General features: G+C 66.2%; 10 protein-coding genes and 1 tRNA gene. 6 read left to right on the top strand and 5 right to left on the bottom strand.

What is annotated here, in order from left to right:
- The first annotated feature begins 141 nt into the window (after nt 1-141).
- The 3 genes from OC550_RS05975 (at nt 142) to OC550_RS05965 (ending at nt 2,467) form a co-directional block, all read left to right on the top strand.
- On the top strand, nt 142-915 hold the full coding sequence (locus OC550_RS05975) for a bacterial transcriptional activator domain-containing protein (RefSeq protein ID WP_262104358.1): 774 nt from the start codon (nt 142-144) through the stop codon (nt 913-915).
- Nucleotides 912-1,835 (top strand): ketopantoate reductase family protein, encoded by a 924-nt coding sequence (locus OC550_RS05970; protein ID WP_262104357.1) that lies wholly within the window; start codon nt 912-914, stop codon nt 1,833-1,835. Before OC550_RS05975 ends, OC550_RS05970 begins: the two co-directional genes overlap by 4 nt.
- Before the next feature lie 179 nt (nt 1,836-2,014).
- Nucleotides 2,015-2,467: a DUF4189 domain-containing protein gene (locus tag OC550_RS05965; RefSeq protein ID WP_262104356.1), complete on the top strand. Its 453-nt coding sequence runs from the start codon at nt 2,015-2,017 to the stop codon at nt 2,465-2,467.
- Between the two features lie 92 nt (nt 2,468-2,559).
- Here the strand turns inward: OC550_RS05965 and OC550_RS05960 are convergent, their stop codons facing one another.
- A complete protein-coding gene (locus OC550_RS05960) occupies nt 2,560-2,916 on the bottom strand; it encodes a hypothetical protein (RefSeq protein ID WP_262104355.1) in 357 nt (118 codons plus the stop codon).
- A 563-nt stretch (nt 2,917-3,479) separates the two neighbouring features.
- On the opposite strand from OC550_RS05960, the gene OC550_RS05955 reads away from it, so the two are divergent.
- On the top strand, nt 3,480-5,735 hold the full coding sequence (locus tag OC550_RS05955; protein ID WP_262104354.1) for a chloride channel protein: 2,256 nt from the start codon (nt 3,480-3,482) through the stop codon (nt 5,733-5,735).
- A 32-nt stretch (nt 5,736-5,767) separates the two neighbouring features.
- Entirely contained in the window at nt 5,768-7,147 is a 1,380-nt protein-coding gene (locus OC550_RS05950; RefSeq protein ID WP_262104353.1) for a glutamate decarboxylase, read from the top strand.
- A gap of 99 nt (nt 7,148-7,246) precedes the next feature.
- Here the strand turns inward: OC550_RS05950 and OC550_RS05945 are convergent.
- Nucleotides 7,247-7,328 (bottom strand) — tRNA-Leu (locus OC550_RS05945).
- A 162-nt stretch (nt 7,329-7,490) separates the two neighbouring features.
- On the opposite strand from OC550_RS05945, the gene OC550_RS05940 reads away from it, so the two are divergent.
- Complete coding sequence (locus tag OC550_RS05940) at nt 7,491-8,084, top strand: ANTAR domain-containing response regulator (RefSeq protein WP_262104352.1); 594 nt, start codon at nt 7,491-7,493, stop codon at nt 8,082-8,084.
- A 107-nt stretch (nt 8,085-8,191) separates the two neighbouring features.
- On the opposite strand, the gene pyk is transcribed toward OC550_RS05940, so the two are convergent.
- The 3 genes from pyk to gltB are packed head-to-tail and all read right to left on the bottom strand — an operon-like array spanning nt 8,192 to nt 15,824.
- Complete coding sequence (gene pyk / locus OC550_RS05935; RefSeq protein WP_262104351.1) at nt 8,192-9,718, bottom strand: pyruvate kinase; 1,527 nt, start codon at nt 9,716-9,718, stop codon at nt 8,192-8,194.
- Between the two features lie 15 nt (nt 9,719-9,733).
- Nucleotides 9,734-11,203 (bottom strand): glutamate synthase subunit beta, encoded by a 1,470-nt coding sequence (locus OC550_RS05930; RefSeq protein ID WP_262104350.1) that lies wholly within the window; start codon nt 11,201-11,203, stop codon nt 9,734-9,736.
- Complete coding sequence (gltB, locus tag OC550_RS05925) at nt 11,196-15,824, bottom strand: glutamate synthase large subunit (protein ID WP_262104349.1); 4,629 nt, start codon at nt 15,822-15,824, stop codon at nt 11,196-11,198. Before gltB ends, OC550_RS05930 begins: the two co-directional genes overlap by 8 nt.
- Between the last annotated feature and the right edge of the window lie 68 nt (nt 15,825-15,892).

Here is a 15,892-nt window from a genome sequence, read left to right as displayed (position 1 = left end):
AATAGGGCATGAGCCGGCAAGTGGTCCCTCTACACCCGTGGATGTACGCAACTTTTGCATCCAGCGGCCGACGATTCCATGCCCGGAGCGGGCGCATTCTGAATGCGAACCCGGACGGCAATGTTGGAAGAGGGACCCGGAATGTTCGGTACGAACGAAGCGCCTGCTGCAACCACCACCCTGGAAAGACCCCAAACACCGCCGGCGGCCGCCGCCCCGTGGGCGCTGGAGGTAATCGGCGGCTGGCGGCTTGGGCGGGGGTCGGTCGAATACGCAGTACCCAAGCGCCAGCAGCGGCTCATCGCCCTGCTCGCGGTTCGCGGGACGCTGGAACGTTCGGCTGCGGCGCGGCTGCTCTGGCCCGACGGCAGCGATGTGCAGGCCTCCAACTGCCTCCGCGGGACCATCTGCCAGATCTCCCGGGAACTACCCGGACTCGTGGGCCTCGAATCCGGGCGGATTCGGCTGGCCCACGATGTCGACGACGATCTGCGCGCCATTCGGATACAGCTGGAAGGTTCCTCCGTGGTTGAAGGAGCAGCCGCAGCTTCCCGCATCCATCTCCTGAGCCGCGGCGAACTGTTACCCGGCTGGTACGACGACTGGGTCCTCGAGGCGCAGGATCAGTGGCGGAGCATGAGGGTGAAGGCCTTGCAGCAGCTGGCCGCCCACCTCCTTGAACGGGGGGACACCCATGGGGCGGTGGAGGCCGCATCTTCGGTGCTGAGCATCGATCCCTTGGACGAGGAGGCCCAGCAGCTTGTCCTCAGGGCCCAACTGGCGGAAGGGAACCGGGCTCTGGCGCTGCGAGGCTATGCGGAATTCAACTCCCGCTTTTTCGACGAGCTCGGCCTCCCGCCTTCCTACAGCGCAGGCGAACTCTTCGGACGGGCGTTTGAGAGCGTGCAGAAATGAAGACCTTGGTCGTTGGGGCCGGGGCAACGGGAGGCTACTTTGGGGCCTGCCTAGCCCGCGCCGGCCGGGACGTCACTTTCCTCGTTAGGCCGGAGAGGGCCAACCAGCTGCGGAACGGCCTGCGGGTTTATGGCCCGGGCTTTGACGAGACGGTGCCGATTCGAACCATTACGGCGTCCGGGATCCGGCACCCGTACGACCTGGTCCTCCTGATGACGAAGGCCTGGTCCCTGGAAGCCGCTGTCCGGGACATAGCTCCGGCTGTCGGCCCGGACACAACGCTCCTTCCCCTGCTCAACGGCTTCGCCCACCTGCACCAACTCAACGCCCGCTTTGGTGCGGAGACGGTCCTGGGCGGAATTGTCCGCGTTGTTTGTACCGTGACGCCTGACGGTGCGGTCTTCCAAATGAAGCCGCACGCTTCGATGACCTTCGGCACGCAGGACGGCCGACCAACCGGACGGTTGCAGGAGATCGGCCGGGAACTGGTGGCGCCGGGGTTCGGCAGTGTCATCTCATCCGACGTCCTCGCGTCCATGTGGCACAAGTGGGCCTTCATCACTGCCGGCGGTGTCATCACGTGCCTCATGCGCGGTTCCATCGGCCACGTCATGGCGGTCGCATCCGGGAAGGAGTTCATTCTGGATGTCATCGAGGAAACCGAGAGAGTGGCCGCAGCCGCCGGCTACCCCGTGCCGCCTGAGGCACACGCAGCGAGCCTTGAGATGTTCACCGAGCAGGGGTCGGTGTTCACATCGTCCTTGTACCGGGACGTCCTGGCAGGAAACCGGCACGAAGGCGAACACCTGCTCGGCGAGTACTCGGCTATCGCTGAACGCCTGCAGGTCGACGTACCCCTCACCCGCCTTGCGCTGACCCAGCTGCGCGTACATGACCAGGTCAGGATATCTGCAGGTTGAGCTGAGCCGCGCCCGTGTTCCTAGGGACGTCATCCTCCCGATTGATGCTGAAGCCCACTCTGGGGATGGACGCCCGAGGGCCGGGAGCCAACCGACACTAAGTGATGTCGGCAACATCGGTCGACGCAGACCGACTCCCCCGAAGCAGACGAGTCCCATCAACCGTAAGGAGCACTTCCATGAACACAACCGCCGGGCGCCGTCGCCCTCTGGCAATGATTTCAGTCCTGCTGGCCGCCCTCTTCGCCGCAACGGGTCTCACAGCCTTGGCTTCGCCGGCCGACGCAGCCCAGGCCGCGGCTCCCCAAGCCGCCGACCGCTACTTGGCTATTGCGTTCTCCCCTTCCACCCTGGGATGGTACGCAGTCTGGCGCTCCAACGGCGATCAGGCCTACAACGACAGCCTGGACCTTTGCAACCTCTACCAATCTGCCAGTACATATGACTGTGTCCAAGCCGGTGTTGCGAAGAACCAGTACCTAGCCCTCGCACTCTCCACGAAGAACGGGCCCTGGGGTTCCTGGGCGGCCACGACCGCGACCACCGCAGGCAAGAACGCACTGGCCTGGTGCAAGTACTACGGCGGCGGGAACGACTGCACGGTCGAGTTCAACGACAGCGCCAACTCCTAGCTCCGAGGACTGCGGTCCTCCTACAAAATCCGAAGGCAGATGGCTGCCGGCACTATATGCCGGCAGCCATCTGCTGTTCGCAGCTTCCTGTGCTAGCCGGGGAACTCCTGGTCCATGTACGAGCGCGCGGCCCTCCTGACCTCCTCGAACCGGCCCTCACGGATCGCGGTGACCGGAGATTCATCCTGCAGCATGGGATTCGCGCCGACAAACCATGCCCTGGCAGTATCGGGATTTTCGGCCTGAGCCAGCAGGTTCCACTGCTCGAGGGCGCACCGGAGACGCTCGGCCTCGTTCTCGTCAGGCTCCGGGCCGTCCTCCATCACCCAGTCGTCGGCGCTGAGCCGTACCCGGTTTCCCGTCAGCGCGGCGACCAGCGTCGGCCCCAGCGAATCAGCCAGCTCGCGGACAACGTCAAGCATTCCCGGATCTACCGGCTTACCGTTCATCTACCGGCTCCTCTTCTCGTTTGCTCCTGGAGTCCACTCTAAGCCGCTGGTCCGGCTGCCGGCCGCACACAACATGGCCTGACTACGATTTCCTCCTGTGCCGCCGGCGCACAATGCAAAGGTGCAGGAAATCCTTGGCAGCCCGACGACCGGTACCACCGCCGCGTCGGTGTCGCCCATGCCGGAGCCGTTGATCCGAAGGCGGCTACACGCTCTTCGGTTATCGATGGCATATCGCTCGGCCCCGCCGACCTGGATCGGCAGGGCCGGGTTTCCGATCAACGCCCGCGAAGGTCGTCGGTGTTCTTAAGTTCCCCTTCACCCTCATTGGGTGAAGACTGCCCCCACTGGAAGCGTTAGCTTGGACAACACGTTATTGACGCGCCCTCTATTGCTTGTGAGACCTCGCTAAAGCTCCCGCCGCCCAGCGGAAGGAGAAGGGATGCTCAGCTGTTACGACGGTCATACCGGGCCCATTCCCCCGGCCATCCCGGCGCCTCCGTTTCCTGAGCCGTCTTTCGGGCGGACGAGGGCTGAGTCCTCGCGGGATCGGGAAGCTATCGGTGGCATCGGGAAGCTATCGGTGCCATGGAGCCGGAGGACAACGTGATGTTCTGCCGGGAGATCATCGGCGACTCACGGTGTGGCCGGCCGGGCAAGCCGGCGTGTCCTGGAGGAGAGACATTCGGGGTGACCCTAGTCATCACAAGGGCGCCAGTCATCACAAGCGCGCCGGGTTGCCGGGGATGAGCGAGCCTGCCGCGTCGGCGCCCAGTGTCGATCCGGTCGCCGTGATTCGTTCCAAGACATACATCGCTGCGCTCGTGCTGGCAGCGGTCCTGGGCGTTCCCATCTCGATCATCGCCTACGGATTTCTCGCGTTGGTCGCGGCGGTCCAGCGGTTCGTCTTCATCGGGCTGCCGAATCAAGTCCTCGCCGGTCCTGCTCCTGCGTGGTGGCCGGTTCCGTGGCTGGTGCTGTGCGGGCTGTTGACGGCGTTGACCATCCGGTATCTGCCGGGAACCGGGGGCCACTCGCCCGCTTTCGGATTCAAGGCGGGCGGCGGTGCGCCCAGCGGCCGGAATCTCGTGGGCATCGTCCTCGCGGCGCTGACCACGCTCAGCCTGGGTGCGGTGCTCGGGCCCGAGGGGCCGCTGATCGCGGTCGGTGGCGGTCTCGGGGCGTTGACGGTGCACCTGGTGAAGAAGGACGCTCCGCCGATGGCGTCGACGATCATGGCGTCGGCCGGCAGCTTCGCAGCGGTCAGTACCCTGCTCGGGTCTCCCGTGCTGGGCGCATTCCTGATCATGGAGGCCGCCGGAATCGGGGGAATGACACTGAGCCTGGTGGCCCTGCCCGGACTGCTCGCTTCCGGCGTCGGGGCCCTGGTGTTCGTCGGCATGGACGACTGGACCGGGCTGGGCAGCTTCTCGCTGGCGCTGCCCGTGGTGCCGCCGACGGTGCCGCCGACGCTAGCGTCGTTGGGCTGGGCGGTGGTCATGGGCGCGATAGGCGCGCTGTTGGGATGGCTGATCCGCGGGGTCTCGCTGTCGCTTCGTCCGGTCGTGCATCTGAACCGGGTGCTGGTGACGTCTGTGCTGGGCCTGCTGATCGGTGTTACCGCGATGACGTACCAATTGATCTCCGGGCGAAGCTTCACACAGGTGTTGTTCTCCGGGCAGGACGCACTTCCGGAGCTAGTCGAACACGCCGCGGACTACTCGCTTGCCGTGCTGGTCCTGCTGATCGCCTGTAAGACCTTGGTCTACGGGCTCTCGCTGAGCGCATTTCGCGGAGGGCCGGTGTTCCCTTCGATGTTCATCGGCGCGGCGCTCGGTATTGCTGCCAGCGGGTTGCCCGGAATGGATCCCGCGGCAGGAATCGGCATGGGCATGGGAGCCATGTGCGCAGCCATGCTGCGGCTGCCGTTGACGTCGACGCTGCTGGCCACGCTGCTGATGGGAGTGGACGGTGTGGCCGTAACACCCCAGGTGGTGGTGGCTGTGGCGGTGGCCTTCGTGATCACCAGCGTGCTCCCGGCCCCGGACCCGAGGGCATCGGTGGCTCCTGACGACGTCGGCGGCGTCCTGCATCGGGCTCCCTCGAGAGCCGACCATGCAACCGGAACCTCGAGCGCGGACCCTTCGACCGTACGGGACCGGTGGATCGCCTGGTTGTTCATCATTGGCTCGAGCTTGTTCGCCTTGGGGGCGGTGCCGTTATACGCCGAGGCCGTGGGACTGCGCTTGTGTGCAGTCACATTCTTCGTCGGTTCGCTGTGCTTTACCAGTGCAGCGTTTCTGCAGTACCGCGAAGCCGTTGACTCGCTCCCGGCCGCCGGTTCCACTCGGCGCCATTCGGTTTGGGTCTGGGCGCCGCGGAATCTACCTTGGCTCGCCGGCGCCATTCAGCTTGCCGGCACGCTCTGGTTCAACTGGAGCACGGGAAACGCCATGGCGATCAACCTCAGCGCTGAACTAGCCGACCAGCGGGTGTGGCGACCTGACGCCTTGGGTTCAGTCGCCTTCCTCCTTGCCAGCGGTCTGGCGTTGCGGGATGCCAGTCGCGGCACCATTGCGGGCCGACCCAGGCCTAGGACATGGAAGATCGGCGTGATCAATATGGCCGGCTCAGTTGCGTTCGGCATCTCCGCTGTCGCGGCCTTCGTCATACCGTCAAGCGGCGATGTCTGGAACGCCGAGCTGGCCAATCTCGGCACATTCGCCGGAGCGCTGTGCTTCCTCAGCGGCGCCATTCTCATGCTGAGTCCGGAATCCGCCGACGCCTCGGTTCCTCTGGACCGGGGAACTCATCCGTAACGCCCTTTTCAACTGTGTATGAAGGAGAAATGATGTCAGCAAAATTCCAGCCGACAGACGCCGACGCGGCGCTGTTCGGCAACCGATTCGTCACCGAAGAGGTACCGACCCGCGAGTTCCCGGATACCGGCATTCCGGCTCTGGACGCTTTCCGGCTGGTGGCGGAGGACCTGGCGCTGGAGGGTGATCCGGCCCGGAACCTGGCGACCTTCGTGACGACGTGGATGGAGCCGCAGGCGCAGCAGATCATCGCCGCGAACCTGCACCGCAACTTCATCGATCACGCCGAATATCCGCGCACGGCCGAGATCGAGCAGCGCTGCATCCGGATGCTCGCCGACCTCTTCCACGCGCCCGGCGAGACGACCGGAGCCCGAACCCAGGGATCGTCCGAGGCCATCATGCTCGGCGGTCTGTCCCTAAAGTGGAACTGGCGCAAGCGCCGGGAGGCCGCCGGAGCGCCGACGTCGACTCCGAATCTGGTATTTGGCGGCGACGTGCATGTGGTCTGGGAGAAGTTCTGCCGCTACTTCGACGTCGAGCCGCGGATCGTGCCGCTGCAGCCGGGGAAGTACACGGTCGGCCCGGACGACGTTCACCCCCACATCGACGAGAACACCATCGGCGTCGCAGCCGTGCTCGGTACGACGTTCACCGGACACAAGGACGACATCGTCGGCATCAACGACCTGCTGCTGCGGATCAAGCATGAGCGGGGCCTTGATGTGCCGCTGCACGTGGACGGGGCCAGCGGGGGATTCGTTTGGCCCTTCCTCTACCCGGACTCCAAGTGGGACTTCCGGCTCGAACAGGTCCGCTCAATCAATGTCTCCGGGCACAAGTTCGGACTGGTCTATCCCGGCATCGGTTGGCTGATCTTCCGCGAGAAGGCCGACCTGGCCAAGGACCTCGTCTTCGAGGAGAACTACCTCGGCAAGACCGACTCGACCTTCACCCTGAACTTCTCCACCGGCTCGTCGATGGTTCTCGCCCAGTACTACAACTTCGTGCGCTACGGCCGCGCCGGATACACCTACATCATGCACAACATGCAGGCCAACGCCCGCGTCCTCGCCGAGAAACTGGACGCCATGGGCCGGTTCGAGATCATCGGCGCCGCCGAGGAGCAGCTCCCGCTGGTCGCGTTCCGGCTCGCCGAGGACACCGGGTACGACGAGTTCGACATTGCCTGGCAACTGGCGGCCGAACGCGGCTGGATGGTCCCGGCCTACACCATGCCGCCAAACGCCCACGACGTCACGATCATGCGGGCCCTGGTCAAGCAAACCCTGAGCCGCGAACACGTCGACACCCTCGCCCGAGACATCGAAGAGGCGTGCTCCACGCTGGAGAAGAAGGGCGGCGCACACGCAGCCGAACGAAACAAGATCATCACCGGACCCGGCCATTGACCCAGCGCGCCGTGCGGGCCCGGGGACACTCTCCAAACGACGCCGCACAAAGTACACGCACACAAGGAGGAAAATTCCCCTGACTTGGGGAAAACACTGTGCCCGAGGTGGGACTCGAACCCACACACCTTTCGGCGCCGCATTTTGAGTGCGGTGCGTCTGCCAATTCCGCCACTCGGGCCCGGCCGTTGAGGCCGATGATCGCAGAAGCAAGCCTCCGGATCGATGTTTCACGCATGTGAATACTGTCATGCATCGCAGTGCGCGAATCTACTCTACATGCCGATAGGCTGTTTTCGTGAACCGCCACAGCGGGTCACCCGTACGTCGTCAAGGAGCACCTGTGTCCGAGCAAACTGAGACCACCCCCGCACGCCGCGTCGTCGTCGCCGAGGACGAAACGCTGATCCGTCTGGATATTGTCGAGATCCTTCGCGGCGAGGGATACGACGTCGTCGCTGAGGCGGACAACGGCGAGAAGGCGGTCGAGCTGGCCACCGAGCTGAAGCCGGACCTGGTGCTGATGGACGTCAAGATGCCCGTCATGGACGGCATCACCGCCGCCGAGCAGATCGTGAAGGCCCGGATCGCTCCGGTCGTCCTGCTGACGGCCTTCAGCCAGAAGGAGCTGGTGGAGCGGGCGCGCGACGCCGGCGCCATGGCCTACGTGGTCAAGCCGTTCACGCCGGCCGACCTGGTTCCGGCGATCGAGATTGCGCTCTCGCGCCACCAGGAGATCAAGGCGCTGGAGTCCGAGGTCAGCGACCTGCAGGAACAGTTCGCCACCCGCAAGCTGGTGGAACGCGCGAAGAGCCTGCTGATCACCAAGATGGGCCTGACGGAGCCGGAGGCTTTCCGCTGGATCCAGAAGACCTCCATGGACCGCCGCCTGAGCATGCGCGAGGTAGCCGACACCATCATCAACCAGGTCAACTAGCGGCCGGTTGACTAAGTAGCAGCGAAAGCGGGGCCGGTCCAAAGGGACCGGCCCCGCTTCGTCGTATTAGCCGGCTGGCATGTCAGCCAGAACCGGCCTGCGCCGGATCAGCTGGTCGGCCAGGGCCCGACTCGTTCGCGCCGGGACGCCTGCTGGCTGTCCAACTGCTCGCCGGCGTCGGCCAGGTCGCCGACACGGTGGACCTTGAGCGAGTTGGTGGAGCCGGCCTTCCCGGGGGGCGAGCCGGCGGCGATGACCACCAGATCATCGATGTCCACCAGGCCCTTCTCGAACAGTACCCGGTCCACCTGCGCCGTCATCTTGTCCGTGTGTTCGACGAAGTCCACGAGCAGCGGCTGGATGCCCCAGATCAACGACATGACGTTCAGCGTGGCCTGGTCCGGCGTGAAGGCGAAGATCGGCCGTCCCGGGCGAAGCCGCGAGAGCCGGCGGGCGGAATCGCCGGACTGCGTGAAGGTGCAGATGTACTTCGCGTCCAGCTGGTTGGCAATCTCGACGGCGGCGCGGGTGATCGCTCCGCCGCGCGTGCGGGGGCGGCTGCCCAGCGGCGGCACCCGGTCCAGGCCGTGCTGCTCGGTGGATTCGATGATCCGGGCCATGGTCTTGACGGTTTCCAGCGGGTAGGCACCCACGCTCGTCTCTCCGGAAAGCATTACCGCGTCCGCCCCGTCCAGCACCGCGTTGGCACAGTCCGAGGCCTCGGCACGGGTGGGCCGGGGGTTGTCGATCATCGATTCGAGCACCTGGGTGGCCACGATGACCGGCTTCGCCCAGCGGCGGGCCAACTCGATGGCGTGCTTCTGCACCACCGGCACGTCTTCCAAGGGAAGTTCGACGCCGAGATCGCCTCGCGCGACCATGATCGCGTCGAACGCGTCGATGATCTCCTCCAGCGCATCTACCGCCTGCGGCTTCTCGATTTTCGCGATCACCGGAGCCCGGCGGCCCTCTTCGTCCATGATTTCGTGCACCCGCCGCACATCGGCGGCATTGCGGACGAAGGACAGCGCAACCATGTCCACGCCAGCGCGGATGGCCCAGCGCAGGTCGTCTTCATCCTTATCACTCAGCGCCGGCACGTTGACGGCGACGCCGGGCAGGTTGATGCCCTTGTTGTTGGAGACCGCGCCGGCCACGGTCACCTCGGTGACCACGTTCTCGTCGTCGACCTCCACGGCCCGCAGCGCGACCTTGCCGTCGTCGATCAGCAGCGGATCGCCGACGTTCACGTCCTGCGGGAGGCCCTTGAACGTGGTCGAGCAGATTTCCGCCGTGCCGTCGATGTCCCGGGTGGTAATGGTGAACCTGTCCCCCACGGCCAGCTCGTGCGGGCCGTCGGCGAAGCGGCCGAGCCGGATCTTCGGCCCCTGGAGATCCGCGAAGATCCCCACGGGCTTGCCCAGCTCGGCCGCCGCGCGGCGAACGTTCTCGTACGTGGCCTGGTGCACGTCATGGTCGCCATGGCTCATATTCATGCGCGCAACATCCACACCGGCCTTCAGGACGGCAAGGGTGCTCTCATAGCTGGCGATGGCTGGACCGAAGGTGGCAACGATTTTCGCTCGTCTCATAGTCCTTAGCCTAGCCATCTCCGGACGCTCTGCGGGCCACATGAGCCGCAGGACACGTCAGGGCTGCGGAAGGGCGACAATCGCCCGGTCGGTCGGGGCCACCGGGGACGGCAGCCGGGTCTTGCCCATCAGCCACTTGTCGACGGCCGCAGCACACGCCCGGCCCTCAGCGATCGCCCACACGATGAGCGACTGGCCGCGGCCGGCGTCGCCCGCCACGAAGATGCCGTCCGTGTCTGTCATGTAGTCGGCGTCGCGTTCCACATTGCCGCGGCGGTCGAAGGAGGCGTTGACCTGCTCCGCGATGCCGGCCGGTTCCGGACCGGTGAAGCCCAGCGACAGGAACACCAGGTCCGCCGGGATCTCCCGCTCGGTGCCGGCCTTCGGCAGCCGCTTGCCGTCGACGAACTCAGTCTCCGCGACCTTGAGGGCGCGCAGCTTGCCGTTCTCGTCGCCGACATATTCGACGGTCGACGCCAGGTAGGTGCGTTCGCCGCCCTCCTCATGGGCGCTGGCCACCTCGAAGAGTGTCGGGAAGGTCGGCCACGGCTGGTGCGGTGCCCGCTCCGACGGCGGCTGCTTGCCGATGGCCAGTGTCGTCACCGACGCGGCCTGCTGCCGGTGCGCGGTGCCGAGGCAGTCCGCTCCGGTGTCGCCGCCGCCCAGGATCACCACGTGCTTGCCGCGGGCGTCGATCTGGTTCGGCACGCTTTCGCCGGCCACCACGCGGTTCGCCTGCACCAGGTACTCCATGGCGTAGTGGACCCCGTCCAGCTCCCGGCCCGGCAGCGGCAGGTCGCGCGGCACGGTGGCGCCGGTCGCGATCACCACGGCATCGTAGCGGCGGCGCAGCTGCTCCCAGCTGACGTCCTTGCCGACCTCGATACCAGTGCGGAACCGGGTGCCTTCCGCCTGCATCTGCTCCAGGCGGCGCTCCAGGACTTCCTTCTCCATCTTGAAGTCGGGGATGCCGTAGCGCAGCAGTCCGCCGACCTTGTCGTCCCGTTCGTAGACCGCCACCGTGTGGCCGGCGCGGGTCAGCTGCTGGGCAGCGGCGAGGCCCGCAGGGCCGGAACCGACGACGGCGATCGTCTGTCCCGTGAGCCGTTCCGGTGCCAGCGGGGTGATCCAGCCGCTGTCGAACGCCTCGTCCGCGATGGAGACCTCGATCTGCTTGATCGTCACCGCGGGCTGGTTGATCCCCAGCACGCAGGACGCCTCGCAGGGCGCCGGGCAGAGCCGGCCGGTGAATTCCGGGAAGTTGTTCGTGGCGTGCAGCCGCTCGCTGGCTTCCTGCGGCTTGCCGCGCCAGGTCAGGTCGTTCCACTCCGGAATCAGGTTGCCCAGCGGGCAGCCCTGGTGGCAGAACGGGATGCCACAGTCCATGCAGCGGCCGGCCTGGCTCTTAAGGACGCCCTTTTCCTGCGCCTCGTACACTTCCTTCCAGTCCATGATGCGGACCGGAACCGGACGCCGGGGCTGCGTCTCGCGTTCGCGTACTTTCATGAATCCGCGTGGATCAGCCACCGGTTACCTCCAGAATTCGATGCCAGACAACGTCGCCGTCGGGGTCCAGGCCCTCGGCTTCGGCGGATGCCCGGGTTGCCAGCACTGCGGCGAAGTTCCGCGGCAGCACCTTGGTCATGCGTGCAATGGTTCCGTTCAGGTCCTGCAAGAGGCGCTCGGCCAGGTCGGACCCGGTCTCCTCCGCGTGCCGTTTGAGCAGCCCGGCAACCGTGTCGCGGTCCTCGGAATCAAGGGCCTGCAGCAGCAGCTCCTTGTTCTCCAGGCTCTGCCGGTTCACGCGGGCCTCGTCCAGGTCGAGCACGTACGCGACGCCGCCGGACATGCCCGCGCCGAAGTTCCGGCCGGTGCGTCCCAGGATCAGGGCCAGGCCGCCGGTCATGTACTCGCAGCCGTGGTCGCCGATACCCTCGACCACCGCGGTCGCTCCGGAGTTCCGGACCAGGAAGCGTTCGCCCACCTGGCCGCGCAGGAACATCTCGCCGCTGGTGGCGCCGTAGCCGATCACGTTGCCCGCAATGACGTTCCGGTCGGACTGGAAGACGTTGGACCGGTCGGGGCGGACGATGATCCGGCCGCCGGAGAGGCCCTTGCCGACGTAGTCGTTCGAGTCGCCCAGCAGCCGCAGGGTGATGCCGGCGGGCAGGAACGCGCCAAGCGACTGGCCCGCCTGGCCGCTGAGGGTGACGTCGATCGTGTCGTCGGCGAGCGTGTCAATGCCGAACCGCTTGGTCACCTCGTGGCCCAGCATCGTCCCGACGGAGCGGTCCGTGTTGACCACGTCCAGGCTGATGCGCACCGGCGCCCGGCCGCTCAGCGCCTCGGCGCTCATCGCGATGAGCCGGTTGTCGAAGTGCTTGTCCAGCTCGTGGTTCTGGCCGGTCATGTTGCGCAGCGGCGACTGTGCATCGAAGCCGTAGCCGTTGAGGATCGGCGCCAGGTCCAGCCCGGAGGCCTTCCAGTGGTCGATCGCCTCGCGGGAATCGAGCAGCTCGGAGTGGCCGATCGCCTCATCCAGGCTGCGGAAGCCCAGCTCGGCGAGGATCTCGCGGACCTCTTCGGCGATGAACTCGAAGAAGTTCACCACAAACTCCGGCTTGCCGGTGAACCGCTTCCGCAGCTCCGGGTTCTGCGTGGCAACGCCAACCGGGCAGGTATCCAGGTGGCAGACGCGCATCATGACGCAGCCGGAGACCACCAGCGGAGCCGTGGCGAAGCCGAATTCCTCGCCGCCCAGCAGCGCGGCGATCACGACGTCGCGGCCGGTCTTCAGCTGTCCGTCCACCTGCACCACAACCCGGTCGCGCAGGCCGTTGAGCATCAGCGTCTGCTGCGCCTCGGCCAGGCCCAGCTCCCACGGAGCCCCGGCATGCTTAAGCGAATTCAACGGACTCGCGCCCGTGCCGCCGTCGTGCCCTGAAATCAGTACGACGTCGGCCTTCGCCTTGGTCACGCCGGCCGCCACCGTGCCGATCCCGACTTCCGAGACCAGCTTCACATGGACCCGCGCCTGGGGATTCGAGCGCTTGAGGTCGTAGATCAGCTGGGCCAGGTCTTCGATCGAGTAGATGTCGTGGTGCGGCGGCGGGGAGATCAGTCCCACGCCGGGCGTCGAATGCCGGGTCCGGGCCACCCACGGGTAGACCTTCTGGCTCATCAGCTGGCCGCCCTCGCCGGGCTTGGCACCCTGGGCCATCTTGATCTGGATGTCGTCCGCGTTGGTCAGGTACAGGCTGGTCACGCCGAAGCGGCCGGAGGCAACCTGCTTGATGGCCGAGCGGCGCTCGGGATCGAGCAGCCGTTCGACGTCCTCGCCGCCCTCGCCCGTGTTGGACTTGGCGCCGAGGCGGTTCATCGCGATGGCGAGGGTCTCGTGCGCCTCCTGGGAGATCGAGCCGTAGCTCATGGCACCGGTGGAGAAGCGCTTGACGATGCTGGCGACCGACTCGACTTCCTCGAGCGGCACTGCCGGACGGTCGCCGGTCTTGAACCGAAGCAGGCCGCGCAGCGTCATCAGGTCGCGGGACTGGTCGTCCACGCCCTTGGTGTAGGCCTTGAAAATGTCGTAGCGGCGTTCGCGGGTGGAGTGCTGCAGCCGGAAGACGGTCTCCGGGTTGAACAGGTGCGGCGGTCCCTCGCGGCGCCACTGGTACTCGCCGCCGGTGTCGAGTTCGCGGTGCGGTTCCTCGATGCCGTCGCTCGGGTAGGCCGCGGCGTGCCGGGCGGCGGATTCGGCCGCGATGACCTCGAGGCCGACGCCGCCGAGTTGTGACTGGGTGCCGGCAAAGTACTGGTCAACCAGGGCCTGGGACAGGCCGAGGGCCTCGAAGGTCTGGGCGCCGCAGTACGACGCCACGGTGGAGATGCCCATCTTGGACATGATCTTCAGGACACCCTTGCCGAGGCCCTTGATCAGGTTGTAGACGGCCTCCTGCTCGGTCACGCCCTGGATATCGCCGCGGCGGACCAGGTCCTCGCAGCTTTCCATCGCCAGGTACGGGTTCACGGCGGACGCGCCGTAGCCGATCAGCACGGCCACGTGGTGGACCTCGCGGACGTCGCCGGCCTCGACCAGCAGCGAAATCTTGGTCCGGTTGGCGCTCTTGAGCAGGTGGTGGTGGACCGCGCTGGTGAGCAGCAGCGAGGGAATAGGAGCCCACTGCGCGTTCGAATCGCGGTCGGAGAGAATGATGAACTTCACGCCGCGGTTCACGGCAGCGGAAACCTTCTCGCAGATTTCCTGCAGCCGGGCGCGCAGCTCCGCTTCCCCGCCGTCGGGCCGGTAGAGCCCGCGAACCTTCAGCGTCTCCTTGACGCCTTCCTCCGACTCCAGCGCGGCGATCTTCGCCAATTCGTCGTTGTTGATGACCGGGAACTTCAGCGCCACCTGCTTGGCACGGACCTGGCCGTTGGCGAGCAGGTTGCCGTCCGGTCCAATGGACCCGCGCAGCGAGGTGACGAGCTCTTCGCGGATTGCATCCAGCGGCGGGTTCGTGACCTGCGCGAAGGACTGCACGAAATAGTCGAACAGCAGCCGGGGACGCTTGGACAGCACCGCGATCGGGGTGTCCGTGCCCATGGCGCCCAGCGGCTCGGCACCGGTGCGGGCCATCGGCCCGAGCAGGATGCGCAGCTCCTCCTGGGTGTAACCGAAGGTGCGCTGCCGGCGGTTGATCGAGGCCGGGGTATGCACCACGTGCTCGCGCTCGGGCAGGTCCTCGAGGCGGATCATGTTTTCCTTCAGCCACTCCCCCCAGGGGTTGGCGGAGGCGATCTCGGCCTTGATCTCCTGGTCCTCGATCAGCCGGCCGGCTTCGGTATCGACCAGGAACATCTTGCCTGGCGAGACGCGGCCCTTCTTGACCACGCGCGAGGGCTCGAGGTTGAGCACGCCGACCTCGGAGGCCAGCACGACGAGGCCATCTTCGGTGACCCAGTACCGGGCCGGGCGGAGGCCGTTGCGGTCCAGGACGGCGCCGACGAGCTGGCCGTCGGTGAAGGACACGGCCGCGGGGCCGTCCCACGGCTCCATCAGCGCGGAGTGGTACTGGTAGAAGGCCCGGCGGGCCGGGTCCATCGAAGTGTGGTTCTCCCATGCCTCGGGGATCATCATCATGATCGCCTGCGTGATGGGCTTGCCGGAGAGCATGAGCAGCTCGGCGACCTCGTCGAAGGATGCGGAGTCGGATGCACCCGGGGTGCAGATCGGGAACAGCTCCTCCGGGGTGTCCCCCAGGATGGGATTGCTCAGCTGGGACTGGCGGGCGCGCATCCAGTTGCGGTTGCCCTTGACCGTGTTGATCTCGCCGTTGTGGGCGATCGTGCGGAACGGCTGGGCCAGCGGCCAGGACGGGAAGGTGTTCGTGGAGAACCGGGAGTGGACGATACCCAGCTTGGTTTTGAAGCGGGTGTCCGACAGGTCGGGGTAGAACGGCTCGAGCTGGGCCGTGGTCAGCATGCCCTTGTAGACGATCGTCTTGGACGACAGCGACGGGAAGTAGACGCCGAACTTGTTCTGGGCGCGCTTGCGGAGCCGGAAGACCCGCGCGTCGATAGTGGCTACGTCGGCTCCGGCATCGGAATCGATGCCCAGGAAGACCTGGACGAAATGCGGCATGCAGGCCCGCGCCATCGCGCCGACGAGCTCGGCCACGACGGGGACTTCGCGCCAGCCAAGGATCTTCAGTCCTTCATCGGCGGCCAGCGACTCGATCCCGGCCTGGGTGACCTCGGCTTCGGCTTCGTCGCTGGGCAGGAAAGCGGTGCCTACCGCGTACTCCCCGGGGGCCGGCAGCGTGAAGCCGGTGACGGCGCGGAAAAATTCATCGGGAATCTGGGTGAGGAGGCCGGCACCGTCTCCGGTGCCCTCGTCTGCGCCGACGGCACCGCGGTGTTCGAGGTTCCGCAGGGCGGTCAGGGCCGCATCGACGATGTCGTGCCCCGGTTCGCCGCGGAGGGTGGCGATGACGGCGAGGCCGCAGGCGTCTTTTTCGTTGGCAGGATCGTAAAGTCCTGCGGCTTCGGGGTAGGCGGCAAATCGCTTGAACGGCGAAACTGCATCAGCAGCGGCGATCGGACCGCCTACTGTGCGTGGCGTACTGGATCCGTTGAACGGAGGAGTCATCTTGATTTTCTCCTTCTCCTGTATGTGATCTCGAGAAGGGGACTCCGTTGGCCCCACAACACGGCGAG

Origin of the sequence: Arthrobacter sp. Marseille-P9274, assembly GCF_946892675.1 — a bacterium.
Classification (GTDB): Bacteria; Actinomycetota; Actinomycetes; order Actinomycetales; family Micrococcaceae; genus Crystallibacter.
Note: the sequence above shows the minus strand (reverse complement) of the source record. Positions and strands in the feature narration are given on the sequence as shown.